The organism is Paraburkholderia sp. BR10141, assembly GCF_056155635.1.
In genome coordinates, this window is the sequence record NZ_JBMIQH010000013.1 from 114,702 (window position 1) to 128,985 (window position 14,284).

Below are 14,284 nucleotides of genomic sequence, written 5' to 3' on the forward strand. Positions count from 1 at the left end.
GGTATCCGGCGGCCGTCCCGCAGCGCGCAATTTCTGTTCCTGCGGCGTGCAGGAACGATCCTCGCCCGGCATCGTTGCCGCTTCGGTCGTCATCTTCGCGTCGCCGCGCCCCGTTGGGCGGTCGAGCCGCGCGCGCCCAGTTGCGCCGCGACGATGAGTGCCGAGACTTCGGGAAAGCTGCCGAACGCCTCGTCCGGCAAGCGGCGCAAAGCGTCGATCACGTCGCGCGGCGCGCCGCTGCGCTCGGCGTTTTCGATCAGCGTGGCGGGGTGCGCGGGCCAGGTGACGCGTTCGAGAGCATGCAGCACACGATCGCTCAGCGCCTCTGCATTCGAACGCGCCTCGTCTGGGGTGTCAGCTCGTGTGGCCTCGCAAGCGGAAGCAGGCTTCATCGGCTCCTCCTTCGAAGATCTTGACGGCTCGCGCAGTTGCCGTTCCCGGCGCCTTGACCGGCGCGCGCCCCATTTACAGGCAGGGAAAGGACGTGACCGCGCGCACGTCCTGTCGGGCAATCTGGCGGCCGTTCAGGCGGGAAGCTTGTCGGCGAGCACTTCGGCGCGGCGGATCTGCGGCGGCGCGGCCAGCAGTTCGCCCGCGCGCGCCATCAATGCCGCGGCCACCTGGCCGTTCAGATGCGCGTTGCGGCCGGCTTCGTCGTCGAATGCATCGAAGATCGCAAACGTCGTGGCGTCGAAGCGCACGCCGAACCAGGCTGGCGTGCCGGGCTCCGCATCGACCAGCGGTTTCGCGCTCGCGAGAAATGCCGCGAGGTCCTCTTCCTTGCCGGGCTGCGCGTGCAGCTCGACGTACAACGCATGCTGGGTCATGACATGGCTCCTGTTACGTCGTGGCGACTCAGGCATGGTCGCGGTCCTGCGGGGCGTTCGTCAAGCGGCGGGAGGGGGCGGCGAGCTTTTCCCGCCTGCCGTGCGAAGATTACGATTCGTAGTCCAAATAGAGTCGCGTGGCTTCGCCGTTTTGTCTGACCACGCCGGGTCACCGCCGCGCGACGGCTGACCAGCCATGCGGTCTTGAATCTCCCCGTTTCATGCGGCCTTCTACGCGTCGCTCGGCTGGCTCTCACTGCGTTGCCCCCCGCCCGAGCGCCCCGTGTACAGCTACCGGTTCGTGACCCTGGCGGCCTGGCTGGGCGCGTTCGCTCACGCGCCGCGCCTTTCTCGCCCAGGCGAACGCATCGCTCGATGAATTGCGCGTGTTGACGCTCTCCGTTCGCCGCAGCGCCGACGCTCACGCCCGCGACTCCGGCGAAGAGCCCCACGACGGACTGACGGTCAGCGCCGGCGTCGATGAACTGCAAGCGCAAGACTCGCTCGCCGCCTTGATGGCGCGCGCCGACGCCGCGCTCTATGTCGCCAGGTCACGCGGGCGCGACCGCGTCGTGGCCATCTGACGATTCCGTCGGTCCCCTTCGCGCGATCTATGCGTGATGAATCAACGCTCGCGTCCTCTCGCGGCGCGACGGGCAATCCTTGTCGAAACTCCATGCGCTACGCATAGTTGCGCACTGCGAAAGCTTAACAGCGCTGTTTTTAAACGATAATTATCAATGGCGCGACCGACGTTGCGTGCAGCGTGAAGGCGCTTTCGCTGCATGACGTATAGGGTCCAGGTGGCCTGCGTGGCGCGCCTCAAAAATTTTCGGGCGGGCGTTTCTTCCCTTGTAACCAGTGGCGATCACGCGAAGCGGGATTCGTGCGGATATGAAGGCGCCTGCTCCCGGCGCCCCGCGCCCGCATTGGTTTTCTCTCAAGCGCGCTCTGGCGCCGCCGGCCGTGACCACTCCCCGCCGCGCGCCGCGACTCACGCGCTCGCCAGTCATTGCATCACCCACATTCATAAGTCCGCTGCCGGAATGCGCACGTCAGGCCTCATCGCGCGTGTCGTTTCGTTGCGGACACATTACGGGCCTGCCTTTCGGAATCCTTCCTGACCAGACAAGTCGCCTCCGGGGCCGGCCTTTAACCACAAGGAGCCTGAGATGAAAGTTGGCAGCAACTGGCGTAACGCACATAACAACGACGCGGCATTGCCCGCATTCCTCGCAGCACGTGTCGATCGCTACTACACCGAGCGCGTGCAGGAAAGCTGGGCCGGGGGCCACATTATGAAGGGCCGTGTTGCCGATGCTGATGCCTTGCACCTCTCGAGTAATGATTACCTTTCGATTGCGCGCCACCCAGAGATTCTTGATGCAATGTGCATGAGCATCCGCAAGGAGGGCAACGGGCTTCTGATGTCGGGTGTCTTCCTCCACGGCGACGACTGCCCGCAACTCGCGCTCGAAGACCGCTTCGCGTCATACATGGGGGCTGAAGCGAGCGTGCTGTGCCAGTCGGGTTTTGCCGCGAATACGGGGCTGATCCAGTCGATCGCCAATGCGCAGACGCCGGTGTACGTCGACATGATGGCGCATATGTCGCTGTGGGAAGGCATCCGCAGCGCCGGCGCGCGCGCGATCAGTTTCTTCCACAACGATGTCGATCACCTCGAGCAGCGCATCCAGCGCTACGGGGCCGGGATCGTGATCGTCGATTCGGTGTACAGCACGAACGGCAGCGTGGCGCCGCTCACGGCGATCGCCGAAGTGTGCGCCGAGCACGAATGCGTGCTGGTCGTCGACGAGTCGCATTCGCTCGGCACGCACGGCCCGCACGGTGCGGGCATGGTGGCCGAACTCGGGCTGATCGACCGCGTGCATTTCCGTACCGCGAGTCTTGCGAAGGCGTTTGCCGGCCGTGCGGGCATCATCAGCTGTTCGCGGCGCTTCCAGGAGTATTTCAAGTGCGAGGCGCTGCCCGCCATTTTCAGCTCGACGCTGCTGCCGCATGAAACGGCGGGTCTCGCTGCGACGCTCGACGTGATCGAGCGCGAAGACTGGCGGCGCACGCGCGTCGCGGCCAACGCGCGTTACGTGCGCTCACGGCTTGCCGATCTCGGCTACAACCTGAACGGCAGCGAAACGCAGATCATCGCGCTGGAAGCCGGGCCTGAGCCGCAGACGATCATCCTGCGCGACGCGCTCGAAGCACGCGGCATTTTTGGTTCGGTGTTCTGTGCACCTGCCACAGCGCAGAACCGCTCGCTCGTGCGGCTCTCGCTCAATGCGGCGCTGTGCGAGGAGGAACTGGAGCGGCTCGTCGAAGTGTGCGCGGAAATTCGCGACGAGGTGCAGATGTGGAACTGGCCGTCCACGCGCCGCAACGAACGCAATGCGGGTCGTGCGCGCGTGCGTCTGCCGCAGGCTGTGGTGAACATGCCGATGGTGGCTGTGGCGGCCTGAGCCGTGCGCGATTGAGGCAGCGTGGAGCGAGACAGCGGTAGCGTGGGGTGCGCCCGATTATCAGGGCGAGTCCCACGCCGCCTGGATCTCGCGGTCCAACTGGTCGAGATGCCGGTCGTAGGGCAGCACGTTGTCGAGCGCGAGCCCCGCCGGCTTCTTCACCAGGGCGTAGAGATAGCGGCGGTCGCCGTGAAACTCCGATGCGGGGTGCATATACGGCTGCCATTCGATGCACTGCGACGGGTAATAGCCTTCCGTGCGCCAGAAATACGGCAGGCTGCGACGGCTGTCGAGCTCCGCGAGAAAGCTGATGGGCGCACCTTGTTCGACGGCGATTTCGCGCACGCCGCGCAGCGATTCGTCGGTGTGAATGACGAGCAGGTATGCGGTGCCGACACCGTCGAACATCAGGAGTCCGTGCGGTTGATACGAGAGATAGTGCTCGACGATGCCCAGTGAATCGGCAATGCCCTTCACGTGCGCGGCGAGCGCATGATCCTTGAGGAATGCATATTCGGATACGGCGAGCGCGTCGAGCACCGTGCTGCAGCAGCGGTCGAAATACGCGCGCTGCATATCGTCGATCGCCTGGTTCAGCGTTTCCACCGCGTCGACTTCATGCTTGCGGATGAAGCGGTCGATCAGCCCTTCGTTGAAGCTCTTTACGGCCACGTGCTCGTCGGCTTTGCCGGTCAGCACGATTTTCCTGATCGACGGGTCGGTAATGCGCCGGCAAAACTCCATGCCGTTGAGTTCTGGCATGTCGTAATCGACCACCACGACCGAAACCGACTCGAAGCGCGAGGCGTTATGTACGAGACTACGTATCGCATCGACGCGCATGGCGATGACCTGGTGCGCATCGTTTTCTTCAGTACGGTCCAGATAGGGGCTGAAGATAGGCTCCGCCGCGCGGTCACGCGGCGTACGGCCATTGAGGAATTTCAGCGCCTCAGAGGGCGAACTGAACAGGCGGAAGGCCAGGTCGGGGTCGAGTTGCAGGCTCAGGTTCGAAAGGAACGCGGCGCTGTCGTCGACGAAGGCGACGGTGGTCGGATAGGAGAACGGCTGAATGGCTTTCGTCATGGCGCAGGGAATGTCAAAACGAACTCGGTGTATTCGCCTTTTACGGAAGAGCAGGTGATCGCTCCACCCATCGCTTGCATGACATCGCGGCAGAATGCCAGCCCGATTCCTGCTCCGAGCGTCACGTCATCGGTGGCGGTTGTCGAAGTATAAAAGCGCGTGAAGATGTGCGGCAATACCTCAGGGGAAATACCGGTGCCCGTATCGCTGAAAATTAAACGATTGGCCCTTTGCCCTGATTCAAGACGAATCGAAATCTGCGCGCGGTCGATGCTGCCCATATGCCTGAAGGCATTTTTGAGCAGATTGAAGAGCACGTGAACGGTAAGCATCTCAGATCCGTGGAATTCGAAATCGGGGCGCAGATTGCAGATTACCCGACGCCGGTCGCCTTCGCGAAACGGAAAACGCGCGAGTGCGGTTTCGACGCAATGTACGATCGAACACATCGTTGCGTTTTGCATGTTGCCGCCCGTGAAGCGCGCCGTGGCGAGCAGCATGTCGATGATCGCGTTCGAATGCAGTGCTTCCTGTTCGATGCGGCCTGCCACGCCTTGCAGGGAATGCAGATGCGCCACGCGTATTTTTGGCACGGGCAAGCGGCTGCGCTGGGCGAGTTGATAGGTGTCGAGCAGCGCGGGCAAATAGCGCATGAGGCCAGCGGCGCCCACGCGTATCGCCACGAGCGGCGTGCGCAGTTCGTGCGCCACGCTGCCCGCCGTGGCCAGCATGGCGCGCTCCTGTTCGATCTGAATGCGGTCCTGATCGTAATTGGCCACCGCACCGATTGCCACCGCGAACGAAAAGATCGCCAGATGGGTGAAATAGTTCGGCCCGAGCACGATGGGGTAGGTGGTGAGGCAGTAGGCCACCACCGCGAGGCTGATGCCCACGAGGAACTGCAGCACGAGCATGAGCCAGTCGAGCAGCAGCACCATCACGAACGCCGCGATCAGCGCGCTTTCCACCCACACTTCGTTGCCGTTGTTCTTGAGCAGCATGAACGTGAAGAAGAACGGCAGTGCGTAGAGCGTGCAGAAGTACCAGTACCACGGCAGCAGCTTTTTCAGCGCGGCGGGCCAGCGCTCGAACGCCAGGATCGGTATGAACAGAAACGAGCCGATCAGGCGCAGCGTGAGATTTTCATACGGCTGAGGAAAGAGGTCTTTCCAGACGTAGTAGTAAAGCGGGAAGCCCACGCTCGCCACCACGGCGAGCGGGCGCATGCGGCGCTTCACGTATTGCAGGTTGCGCAGCGCGGGCGCGAAGGCGCGCACGAAGCGCGGGCGCATCGACGCCCAGGCTCGCCTCAGTCTCACCGAGGTTCTTGAAACGTTCATCAGAATGGAATCGCTCATCGTTCTGGCCGGCGCGCGTGTTCCGGCCGGTCTTCTTGCGTCTCGCTTTTTTTGGTGCCCCGTTTTGCTATGGGTTTCGCGTGGTCGGACCCCGTCTCCACCGTGCAAAGAAAGACAATATCACCAAAGGATTGCAGCGATGAGGCGGGTTTGGCCCTTAGTTTGGCCTTCGATGGGCTGAGGTACCGCGTTGGCGGGGGAGCGTTATGCGCGGTGCATCGATTTGACCCTGCCTGGAGGCATTCGGCGCGCGCTGGAGGGTGTTGCGGGGACGCTGAGTTGTTTTCAGGCCGCGGGCTTGCGCTGTGCCCAAATGAATGGCTCGATGACGTCGTCCAGCGGCTGCGGCGCATCGCGATGGGGAGAATGGCCGCCCTGCGCGAGCGCGTGGACGCGCGCGTGGGGCACGGCCGGGCCAATCGCTTCGACTTGCGCCATGGTGCCGTAGTGGTCGTCGAGCGCCTGCACGGCGAGTAGCGGCGCGCGAATCGACGCCAGTTCGCCGACGATGTTCCAGGAACGGAAGGCGGGATCGAGCCAGATATCGTTCCAGCCGTAGAACGCGGAATCGACGTCGTCGTGATAGCGCGCGAGCTTTTCGCGCAGGCGGGTCGTTTCGTACGCAACCTTCGCCTCGCCGATGCTGTCGACCGAAATGTCTTCGACGAACACGTGCGGCGCAATCGCCACTGCACCCGCGAGTGCTTCGGGGAAAGCGGCGGCGTAGAGCAGGGCGATGGAGGCGCCGTCGCTATGACCGATCAGCCACATGCGTTTGCGTTCGCCAGCGCTTACGCCGAGTGCGTCGAGCACCGCAGGTAGAACATCGCGCGCCTGCGCCGACATGAAATCGACCGGCCATTTGACGCCTTGCGCGCGCGGTGTGGAACGGCCGTAACCCGGACGCGAATAAACGAGCCCGCGCATGCCGAGGCGTTCGCAAAGCGCGGTGGGCCAGTCTTTCCACATTGCGATCGAGCCGAGACCCTCGTGCAGGAACACGGCGAGCGGCACATCGCTGGCGGCCGTGCCGATCCAGCGATATTCGATGCGCAGTGCATCGCGCGTGGACGTGGCGGGCAGATCGGCGAATTCGCTTTCGTTCATGGCGTTTGTCACTGTCACGACTGAAACTGCTGACGCAACCGGAAACGCTGGATCTTACCGGTGGCCGTCTTGGGCAGATCGTCGACGAACAGGATGTCGCGCGGATACTTGTGCGGCGCGAGCCGTGTTTTCACGAACGCCTTCAACTGCTCGGCCAACGCGTCGTGCGAAGTTTCCATGGCCGTTTGCTTGAGGACGACGAACGCGCAGGTTTTCACGAGGCCGCCCTGATCGACGCCGATCACGGCCGCTTCGAGCACGGCGTCGTGCTGCATGAGCACCATCTCCACTTCGATGGGCGAGACATACTGGCCGCTCACCTTGAGCATGTCGTCGCTGCGGCCCGCATAGACATAGGCGCCGCCCGGCAGGCGCCGGTACTTGTCGCCGCTCCTCACCCAGTCGCCGAGGAAGGTCGCGCGCGACTTCTCGCGATTGCACCAGTACATCACGGCCGCGCTCGGCCCGCGGATGAAGAGGTCGCCGATCTCGCCGTCGGGCACGAGCGCGCCGCTCTCGTCGCGCAGTTCGATCTCGTAGCCGGGCACGGGGCGCCCCGTGGTGCCGTATTCGACCGCGCCTGGCCGGTTCGAGAGGAAGATGTGCAGCATTTCCGTGGAGCCGAGGCCGTCGAGAATGTCGCTGCCGAAATGTTCCCTGAAGCGCTCGCCCAGTTCGCGCGGCAGCGCTTCGCCTGCGGACGTGCACACGCGCAGCGCGACGTCGGCGCGTGCCGGGAGGTTCGGCGCGGCCATCATGCTCGCGTAAAGCGTGGGCACGCCGTAGAACACCGTGGGCCGATGCTGCACGAGGCGTGCGAATACGGCGTTGGCAGTGGGGCGTTCGGCCATCAGGATCGTGGTCGCGCCTACCGAGAGCGGAAACGAAAGGCCGTTGCCGAGGCCATAGGCGAAGAACAGTTTGGCCGCCGAAAACACGATGTCGTTTTCGCGTATGCCGAGAATGGGCTTCGCGTAAGTCTCGACGGTCCAGTAGAGATTGGCATGCGTATGCACCGTGCCTTTGGGCTTGCCTGTCGATCCCGACGAGTAGAGCCAGAAGGCGATGTCGTCACAACCCGTTTGCGCGGCGCGCGCGGCGGGCTCGGCGCGTGCGATCAGATCGGCGAGAACATGTTCGGGTTCATGCGGAAGCGACTGTGAAGCGCGCGGAGAAGCAGGCGGCGAAACGATTAACTGGCAGTCCTCACATTGTGCTTCGGCCAGCGCGGCGCTCACGGCGGGCAGCACCGCGCCCGAGGCGATCACCACGCGCGCGCGGCTGTGCGTGAGCATATACACATAGTCGGCCGGCGTGAGCAGCGTGTTGACGACTACCGGCACGATACCCGCATAGAGCGCGCCGAGAAACGCAGTGGGCAACTCGACGGTATCGAGCATCACGAGCAGAACGCGCTCTTCCGCGTGGACGCCCAGCGCGCGCATGGCGGCCGCAAAGCGGCGGGCCTGCATTTCGAGTTCGCCGTAGCTCAGCGTGAGCGTGTCGTCGATATAAGCGGTCTTCGCGGCGCGCGCGGCGTTGAGCGCGAACAGATGCGTGGCGAAGTTGAATTGCGCGGGCGGCGGCACGGCCGTGGCGTGTTCCTGCGATGCTGCTGGGATTGTCACGGTGTTGTCTCCGCTCAGTCTGATTCGATCGGATTTGTCGTCGATCAACCTTTTCGCGGAAAATTAGCCGTTAGTAAAATGCATGTCAAGCACTATAGTACATAAACACGGATTCAGGGATTCCCTAAGATGAAGCAAACTTACATTGCGGAGCTGCCAGCCGAAGCCGCCGACGACGCCTCGCGCGGCGAGCGCACCGAACGCGATCCGTTCCTGACCGCCATGGGCGAGCGCGTACGCATGCTGCGCGCGCGGCGCGGCATGACGCGCAAGACGCTGGCGGCGGAAACCGGGCTTTCGGAGCGGCATCTGGCGAATCTGGAGTCCGGGGTAGGGAATGCCTCCGTGCTGGTGTTGCGGCAGATCGCGACCACGCTGAACTGCCCGCTCGCCGAGGTGATCGGCGACGTCACGACATCCTCTGCGGAATGGCTCCTGATCCGCGAGTTGCTGCAGGGGCGCGATCCGGCCGCCTTGCAGCGCGCGCGCGTGGCGCTCGCGGAGATGTTCTCGCACACGAGCGCCGACCCGCACCGCAACGAGCGCATCGCGCTCATCGGGCTGCGCGGCGCGGGCAAGTCTACGCTCGGGCGCATGCTCGCGCAGGAGCTGAAGGTGCAGTTCGTCGAGCTGACGCGGGTGATCGAGCAGCTGGCGGGCTGTCCGCCTTCGGAAATCCATTCACTCTATGGCGCGAGCGCTTATCGTCGCTACGAGCACCGGGCGCTGGAGGCCGTGATCGCGGAACACCCACGCGCCGTGATCGCCTCGCCGGGCGGCCTCGTTTCCGAGCCCGCCACGTTCAACGTGCTGCTCGCGCATTGCTTCACGGTCTGGCTGCAGGCCGCGCCCGAAGAGCACATGCGCCGCGTCGTGGCGCAGGGCGACCTGCGGCCCATGTCGGGCAACTCGGGCAACAGCGAGGCGATGGACGACCTCAAGCGCATCCTGGCTGGCCGCAGCGAACTGTATGGCCGCGCCGACATGACCTTCGACACCAGCGAAAAGACGCTCGCCGACGCTTACCTGCAACTGCGTGACCGGCTCGCCGCCCGGCTGGCCGCGGAGGCGCCCCGCATCGAATGAGTGGCGGGCGCGGACCGCGGCATCGCGGGTTTACCCCGTGCATGCACTAAAATGCACTAATGTGCTTTACATGAGCATTCCATTGCACTATCGTTCATTGAAACGATGTGTAGACAGGAGACGCTCATGGCCGCAGCCGAAACCGCCGTCGCCCCGCAGCGGGTCGATTACCGCACCGATCCCTCGCAGTACCGGCACTGGAAGCTCACGTTCAATGGCGCGGTGGCGACGCTCGGAATCGACATCGCCGAAGACGGCGGCATTCGCGACGGCTACAAGCTGAAGCTGAACTCGTACGACCTCGGCGTCGATATCGAACTGCACGATGCACTTCAGCGCATTCGCTTCGAGCATCCGGAAGTGCGCACGGTCGTGCTGACCAGCCTGAAGGACCGCGTGTTCTGCTCCGGCGCCAACATCTTCATGCTCGGCCTCTCCACTCACGCCTGGAAGGTCAACTTCTGCAAGTTCACCAACGAAACGCGCAACGGCATGGAAGATTCGTCGCGCCATTCGGGCCTGAAGTTCATCGCGGCGGTGAACGGCGCGTGTGCCGGCGGCGGCTACGAACTCGCGCTCGCCTGCGACGAGATCATGCTCGTGGACGACCGCTCGTCGTCGGTGGCGCTGCCGGAAGTACCGCTGCTCGGCGTGCTGCCGGGCACGGGCGGCCTCACGCGCCTCACCGACAAGCGCAAGGTGCGCCACGACCGCGCCGATATCTTCTGCACGGTGGTGGAAGGCATTCGCGGCGAGCGCGCGAAAGCCTGGCGTCTCGTGGACGACGTCGTGAAGCCGAACCAGTTCGGTCAGGCCGTGCAGGCGCGCGCGCTCGAACTGGCCGCCGCGAGCGATCGTCCCGCAGACGCGCGGGGCATCGCGCTCGCGCGCATCGAACGCGTGCAGCACGACGGCGGCCTGAGCTATGCCACTGTCGATGTCACGATCGACCGCGCGAAGCGCACCGCGACGTTCACGGCGAAAGCGCCCGCCGCGGCACCTGTTTCGGATATCGAATCAATCGTCGCCGCCGGTGCATCGTGGTGGCCGCTGCAGTTCGCGCGCGAGCTGGACGACGCGATTCTCTCCATGCGCACCAACGAACTCGACATCGGCACGTGGATTCTCAAGACCGCAGGCGACGCGCGCATCGTGCTTGCCGCCGACGCCGCGCTGCTCGCTCACCGCGACCACTGGTTCGTGCGCGAGACCATCGGCATGCTGCGCCGCACGCTCGCACGCATCGATGTCTCTTCGCGTTCGCTGTTCGCGCTGATCGAGCCGGGCTCGTGCTTCGCCGGCACCTTCGCCGAATTCGCGTTCGCCGCGGACCGCACGTACATGGCCGCGCTGCCCGCGAACGAAGACGAAGCACCGGCCATCACGCTCTCGGAAGCGAATTTCGGCCTCTACCCGATGGTCACGCATCAATCGCGCCTCGCGCGGCGCTTCTATGAGGAAACCGAACCACTCGATGCCGTGCGCGCGAAGATCGGCGAAGCGGTCAAGCCGGTCGAGGCGGAGCGCCTGGGCCTCGTGACGGCCTCGCCCGACGACATCGACTGGCCCGACGAAATCCGCCTCGCACTGGAAGAGCGCGCGGTCATGTCGCCCGACGCGCTCACGGGCCTGGAGGCGAATCTGCGCTTCAACGGGCCGGAGACCATGGAAACGCGCATCTTCGGGCGGCTCTCCGCGTGGCAGAACTGGATCTTCAACCGGCCCAACGCCGTGGGCGAGAAAGGCGCGCTCAAGGTGTACGGCAAGGGTAGCAAGGCGCAGTTCGACGTCGCCCGCGTCTGATCTCCGACTCCGCCAAGGCGTTTGCCACAAGGAACCGCAATGTCCACGATCAACTCTACGATTAACTACGGCGAAAAGATCCCGAACAACGTCAACCTCGCCGACGACCGCGCGCTGCAGCGCGCGCTCGAGCAGTGGCAGCCGAACTTCCTCTCGTGGTGGGGCGACATGGGGCCAGACGGCTCGCACGGCTACGACGTGTATCTGCGCACGGCGGTGAGCGTCGACGCGGGCGGCTGGGCGCACTTCGATCACGTGAAGATGCCTGACTATCGCTGGGGCATCTTCCTCACGCCGGGCGATGCGGACCGCAAGATCCATTTCGGCGCACACAAGGGCGAGGCCGCGTGGCAGGACGTGCCGGGCGAACACCGCGCGAACCTGCGCCGCATCATCGTCACGCAGGGCGACACGGAGCCCGCCTCGGTCGAGCAGCAGCGCCATCTCGGCCTCACTGCGCCCTCCATGTACGACCTGCGCAACCTGTTCCAGGTGAACGTGGAGGAAGGCCGGCACCTGTGGGCGATGGTGTATCTGCTGCATCGCTACTTCGGCCGCGATGGACGTGAGGAAGCGGAAGCATTACTGGAGCGCCGCTCGGGAGACGACGACAACCCACGCATTCTCGGCGCGTTCAACGAGAAGACGCCCGACTGGCTGGCGTTCTTCATGTTCACGTACTTCACCGACCGCGACGGCAAGTTCCAGCTTTCGGCGCTGTCCGAATCCGGCTTCGATCCGCTCGCGCGTACGACGAAATTCATGCTGACCGAAGAGGCGCATCACATGTTCGTCGGCGAATCGGGCATCTCGCGCGTCGTGCAACGCACCGCGCAGGTCATGAACGAGCTGAAGACCGACGACGTGAACCGCTTGCGCGCCGCGGGCGTGATCGACCTCGAAACGATCCAGCGTTACCTGAACTTCCACTACTCGGTGACGATCGACCTGTTCGGCGCCGATCACTCGTCGAATGCCGCGACCTTCTATAGCTCGGGCCTGAAGGGTCGCTACGAAGAGACCAAACGCGACGACGACCATCAGCTCGAAGGCCAGCAATACCGTTTGCTCGACGTGCAGGACGGCAAGCTCGTGGAGCGCGAGGTGCCGATGCTCAACGCCATGAACGAAGTGCTGCGCGACGACTACATCAAGGACTCGATTGCGGGCGTGAACCGCTGGAACAAGGTGCTGGAAAAGGCTGGCATCGATGTTCGTCTCACTGTGCCGCACAAGGCGTTCAACCGCCAGATCGGCACGTTCGCGGGCGTGCGCGTGTCGCCGGACGGCCGCGTGATCGGCGAGACCGAATGGGCCGCGAACGAAGCGAAATGGCTGCCCACGGCGGAAGACCGCGCCTATGTGGCCTCGCTCATGGGCCGCGTGATCGAGCCAGGCAAGTTCGCCAACTGGATCGCGCCGCCGCCCATGGGCATCAACCGGCAGCCCGTCGATTTCGAATACGTGCGCTTTAACTGAGGGGAGCGGCGGCGCGCAGCCACGTGTTCGCGCGCCGCGGTGGGAGACAATCATGAACGGTCCGCTACCCGTGGGAATTATCAGGCAACACCTGATCGATCCTGAAATCTGCATACGCTGCAATACGTGCGAGGAAACGTGCCCTGTTGACGCGATCACGCACGACGGCACCAACTATGTGGTGAAGGCCGATGTCTGCAACGCCTGCATGGCGTGCGTGCCGCCGTGCCCGACCGGCGCGATCGACAACTGGCGCAACGTGCTCAAGACCGAGACGTACACCATCGACGAGCAGTACACGTGGGACGAACTGCCCGCGCACAATGCATCGGTGGGCGCGCCGGTCGAAACGGAGGAATCGAGCGGTGTGGCCGGCGAGGCGCAAGCGGCGCCGAATGCCGCCGATGCGCCCGTGGGCGGCTCCGACATGCTGCGTGGCTCGACCGTGCCGCCGTGGTCGGCGGCGCGCCCCTATGTCCAGCTCTACACGCACAAGGCGCCGACCACGGCGACCGTGGTCGGCAACTATCGCCTCACCGACGACGCCACTGAAAGCGATATCCATCACATCGTGCTCGACTTCGGCACCATGCCGTTCCCGGTGCTGGAAGGCCAGTCCATCGGCATTCTGCCGCCGGGCGCGACCCTGGAAGGCCGAGCCCATCACGCGCGCCAGTACTCGATTGCGAGCCCACGCGACGGCGAGCGCCCCGGCTACAACAACGTTTCGCTCACGGTGAAGCGTGTGACGCGCGATCACAGCGGCAACGCAACCGATGGCGTGTGCTCGAACTATCTCTGCGATCTGAAGAAGGGCGACGTGGTGACCGTGATCGGGCCGTTCGGCAATACCTTCCTGATGCCGAACCATCCGAACTCGCATCTGCTGATGATCTGCACGGGCACCGGCTCCGCGCCCATGCGCGCGATGACCGAATATCGCCGCCGCCGCAGGCTCAAGGGCGCGACCGGCAAGCTCATGCTTTTTTTCGGCGCACGCACGCAGCAGGAATTGCCTTACTTCGGACCGCTGATGAACCTGCCGAAGGATTTCATCGACACGAACCTCGCCTTCTCACGTACGCCGGGCCAGCCGCGGCGCTATGTGCAGGACGTCATGCGCGAGCGCGCCGTGGACGTCGCGCAACTGCTCAAGGACGGCAACACACACGTCTATGTTTGCGGATTGAAGGGCATGGAAGATGGCGTGCTGCAGGCGCTCCAGGAAATCGCCGAAAAACACGGAATGGGCTGGGAGGCGTTGTGGGATCGACTCAAGCGGGAAGGGCGGCTGCATCTCGAGACGTATTGAAACGTCCGCTGCAATGAAGCGAGGCCTGATTCGAAACACATGAGAGGCCCCCGATAGTTTAAGCACGATCGTGCGAAAAGCGTTACGATGGCGCATCGCTCAGGCGTGGACAGTTGCGAACCGA

General features: G+C 64.1%; 12 protein-coding genes. 6 read left to right on the forward strand and 6 right to left on the reverse strand.

Annotated features, from left to right (window positions below; genetic code table 11):
• Positions 1-89 precede the first annotated feature (89 nt).
• Both ACOJB8_RS19615 and ACOJB8_RS19620 read right to left on the reverse strand, forming a co-directional pair.
• Positions 90-392 (reverse strand): DUF2795 domain-containing protein, encoded by a 303-nt coding sequence (locus ACOJB8_RS19615; protein ID WP_069266089.1) that lies wholly within the window; start codon positions 390-392, stop codon positions 90-92.
• Positions 393-524: 132 nt separating this feature from the next.
• Complete coding sequence (locus tag ACOJB8_RS19620; RefSeq protein ID WP_368603472.1) at positions 525-827, reverse strand: putative quinol monooxygenase; 303 nt, start codon at positions 825-827, stop codon at positions 525-527.
• 386 nt (positions 828-1,213) lie between these two features.
• Between ACOJB8_RS19620 and ACOJB8_RS19625 the strand changes: the two genes are divergently transcribed.
• Together ACOJB8_RS19625 and cqsA are read left to right on the forward strand one after the other, a co-directional pair.
• Positions 1,214-1,411: a hypothetical protein gene (locus ACOJB8_RS19625; protein ID WP_475013757.1), complete on the forward strand. Its 198-nt coding sequence runs from the start codon at positions 1,214-1,216 to the stop codon at positions 1,409-1,411.
• Between the two features lie 588 nt (positions 1,412-1,999).
• Positions 2,000-3,301 (forward strand): alpha-hydroxyketone-type quorum-sensing autoinducer synthase, encoded by a 1,302-nt coding sequence (gene cqsA, locus ACOJB8_RS19630; RefSeq protein WP_368616280.1) that lies wholly within the window; start codon positions 2,000-2,002, stop codon positions 3,299-3,301.
• Positions 3,302-3,361: 60 nt separating this feature from the next.
• Here the strand turns inward: cqsA and ACOJB8_RS19635 are convergent, their stop codons facing one another.
• From ACOJB8_RS19635 to ACOJB8_RS19650, 4 genes are all read right to left on the reverse strand, one after another.
• Positions 3,362-4,387: a response regulator gene (locus ACOJB8_RS19635; protein ID WP_475013760.1), complete on the reverse strand. Its 1,026-nt coding sequence runs from the start codon at positions 4,385-4,387 to the stop codon at positions 3,362-3,364.
• Positions 4,384-5,706 carry a sensor histidine kinase gene (locus ACOJB8_RS19640; RefSeq protein ID WP_475013762.1) on the reverse strand — a complete coding sequence of 441 codons (1,323 nt, stop codon included), beginning with the start codon at positions 5,704-5,706 and terminating at the stop codon, positions 4,384-4,386. The genes ACOJB8_RS19635 and ACOJB8_RS19640 overlap by 4 nt, the downstream gene beginning before the upstream one ends.
• Positions 5,707-6,030: 324 nt before the next feature.
• Positions 6,031-6,852: an alpha/beta fold hydrolase gene (locus ACOJB8_RS19645; protein ID WP_475013846.1), complete on the reverse strand. Its 822-nt coding sequence runs from the start codon at positions 6,850-6,852 to the stop codon at positions 6,031-6,033.
• A gap of 14 nt (positions 6,853-6,866) precedes the next feature.
• Positions 6,867-8,480 (reverse strand): benzoate-CoA ligase family protein, encoded by a 1,614-nt coding sequence (locus tag ACOJB8_RS19650; RefSeq protein WP_475013764.1) that lies wholly within the window; start codon positions 8,478-8,480, stop codon positions 6,867-6,869.
• Positions 8,481-8,609: 129 nt separating this feature from the next.
• On the opposite strand from ACOJB8_RS19650, the gene ACOJB8_RS19655 reads away from it, so the two are divergent.
• The 4 genes from ACOJB8_RS19655 (at position 8,610) to boxA (ending at position 14,160) form a co-directional block, all read left to right on the forward strand.
• Positions 8,610-9,566, forward strand: a complete 957-nt coding sequence (locus ACOJB8_RS19655; protein WP_368616277.1) for a helix-turn-helix transcriptional regulator — start codon at positions 8,610-8,612, stop codon at positions 9,564-9,566.
• 126 nt (positions 9,567-9,692) lie between these two features.
• On the forward strand, positions 9,693-11,369 hold the full coding sequence (gene boxC, locus ACOJB8_RS19660) for a 2,3-epoxybenzoyl-CoA dihydrolase (RefSeq protein WP_475013767.1): 1,677 nt from the start codon (positions 9,693-9,695) through the stop codon (positions 11,367-11,369).
• 39 nt (positions 11,370-11,408) lie between these two features.
• The gene (gene boxB / locus ACOJB8_RS19665; RefSeq protein ID WP_475013769.1) at positions 11,409-12,848 is read left to right on the forward strand and encodes a benzoyl-CoA 2,3-epoxidase subunit BoxB; all 1,440 of its coding nucleotides are present in this window, start codon (positions 11,409-11,411) and stop codon (positions 12,846-12,848) included.
• Between the two features lie 52 nt (positions 12,849-12,900).
• A complete protein-coding gene (boxA, locus tag ACOJB8_RS19670) occupies positions 12,901-14,160 on the forward strand; it encodes a benzoyl-CoA 2,3-epoxidase subunit BoxA (protein ID WP_475013771.1) in 1,260 nt (419 codons plus the stop codon).
• Positions 14,161-14,284 lie beyond the last annotated feature (124 nt).

What these genes read in the sequence shown, in the direction of transcription:
- ACOJB8_RS19615 (WP_069266089.1), bottom strand. Translation starts at nt 392, where the DNA reads ATGAAGCCTGCTTCCGCTTGCGAGGCCACACGAGCTGACACCCCAGAC.
- ACOJB8_RS19645 (WP_475013846.1), bottom strand. Translation starts at nt 6,852, where the DNA reads ATGAACGAAAGCGAATTCGCCGATCTGCCCGCCACGTCCACGCGCGAT.
- boxC (WP_475013767.1), top strand. Translation starts at nt 9,693, where the DNA reads ATGGCCGCAGCCGAAACCGCCGTCGCCCCGCAGCGGGTCGATTACCGC.
- cqsA (WP_368616280.1), top strand. Translation starts at nt 2,000, where the DNA reads ATGAAAGTTGGCAGCAACTGGCGTAACGCACATAACAACGACGCGGCA.
- ACOJB8_RS19635 (WP_475013760.1), bottom strand. Translation starts at nt 4,387, where the DNA reads ATGACGAAAGCCATTCAGCCGTTCTCCTATCCGACCACCGTCGCCTTC.
- boxA (WP_475013771.1), top strand. Translation starts at nt 12,901, where the DNA reads ATGAACGGTCCGCTACCCGTGGGAATTATCAGGCAACACCTGATCGAT.
- boxB (WP_475013769.1), top strand. Translation starts at nt 11,409, where the DNA reads ATGTCCACGATCAACTCTACGATTAACTACGGCGAAAAGATCCCGAAC.
- ACOJB8_RS19620 (WP_368603472.1), bottom strand. Translation starts at nt 827, where the DNA reads ATGACCCAGCATGCGTTGTACGTCGAGCTGCACGCGCAGCCCGGCAAG.
- ACOJB8_RS19655 (WP_368616277.1), top strand. Translation starts at nt 8,610, where the DNA reads ATGAAGCAAACTTACATTGCGGAGCTGCCAGCCGAAGCCGCCGACGAC.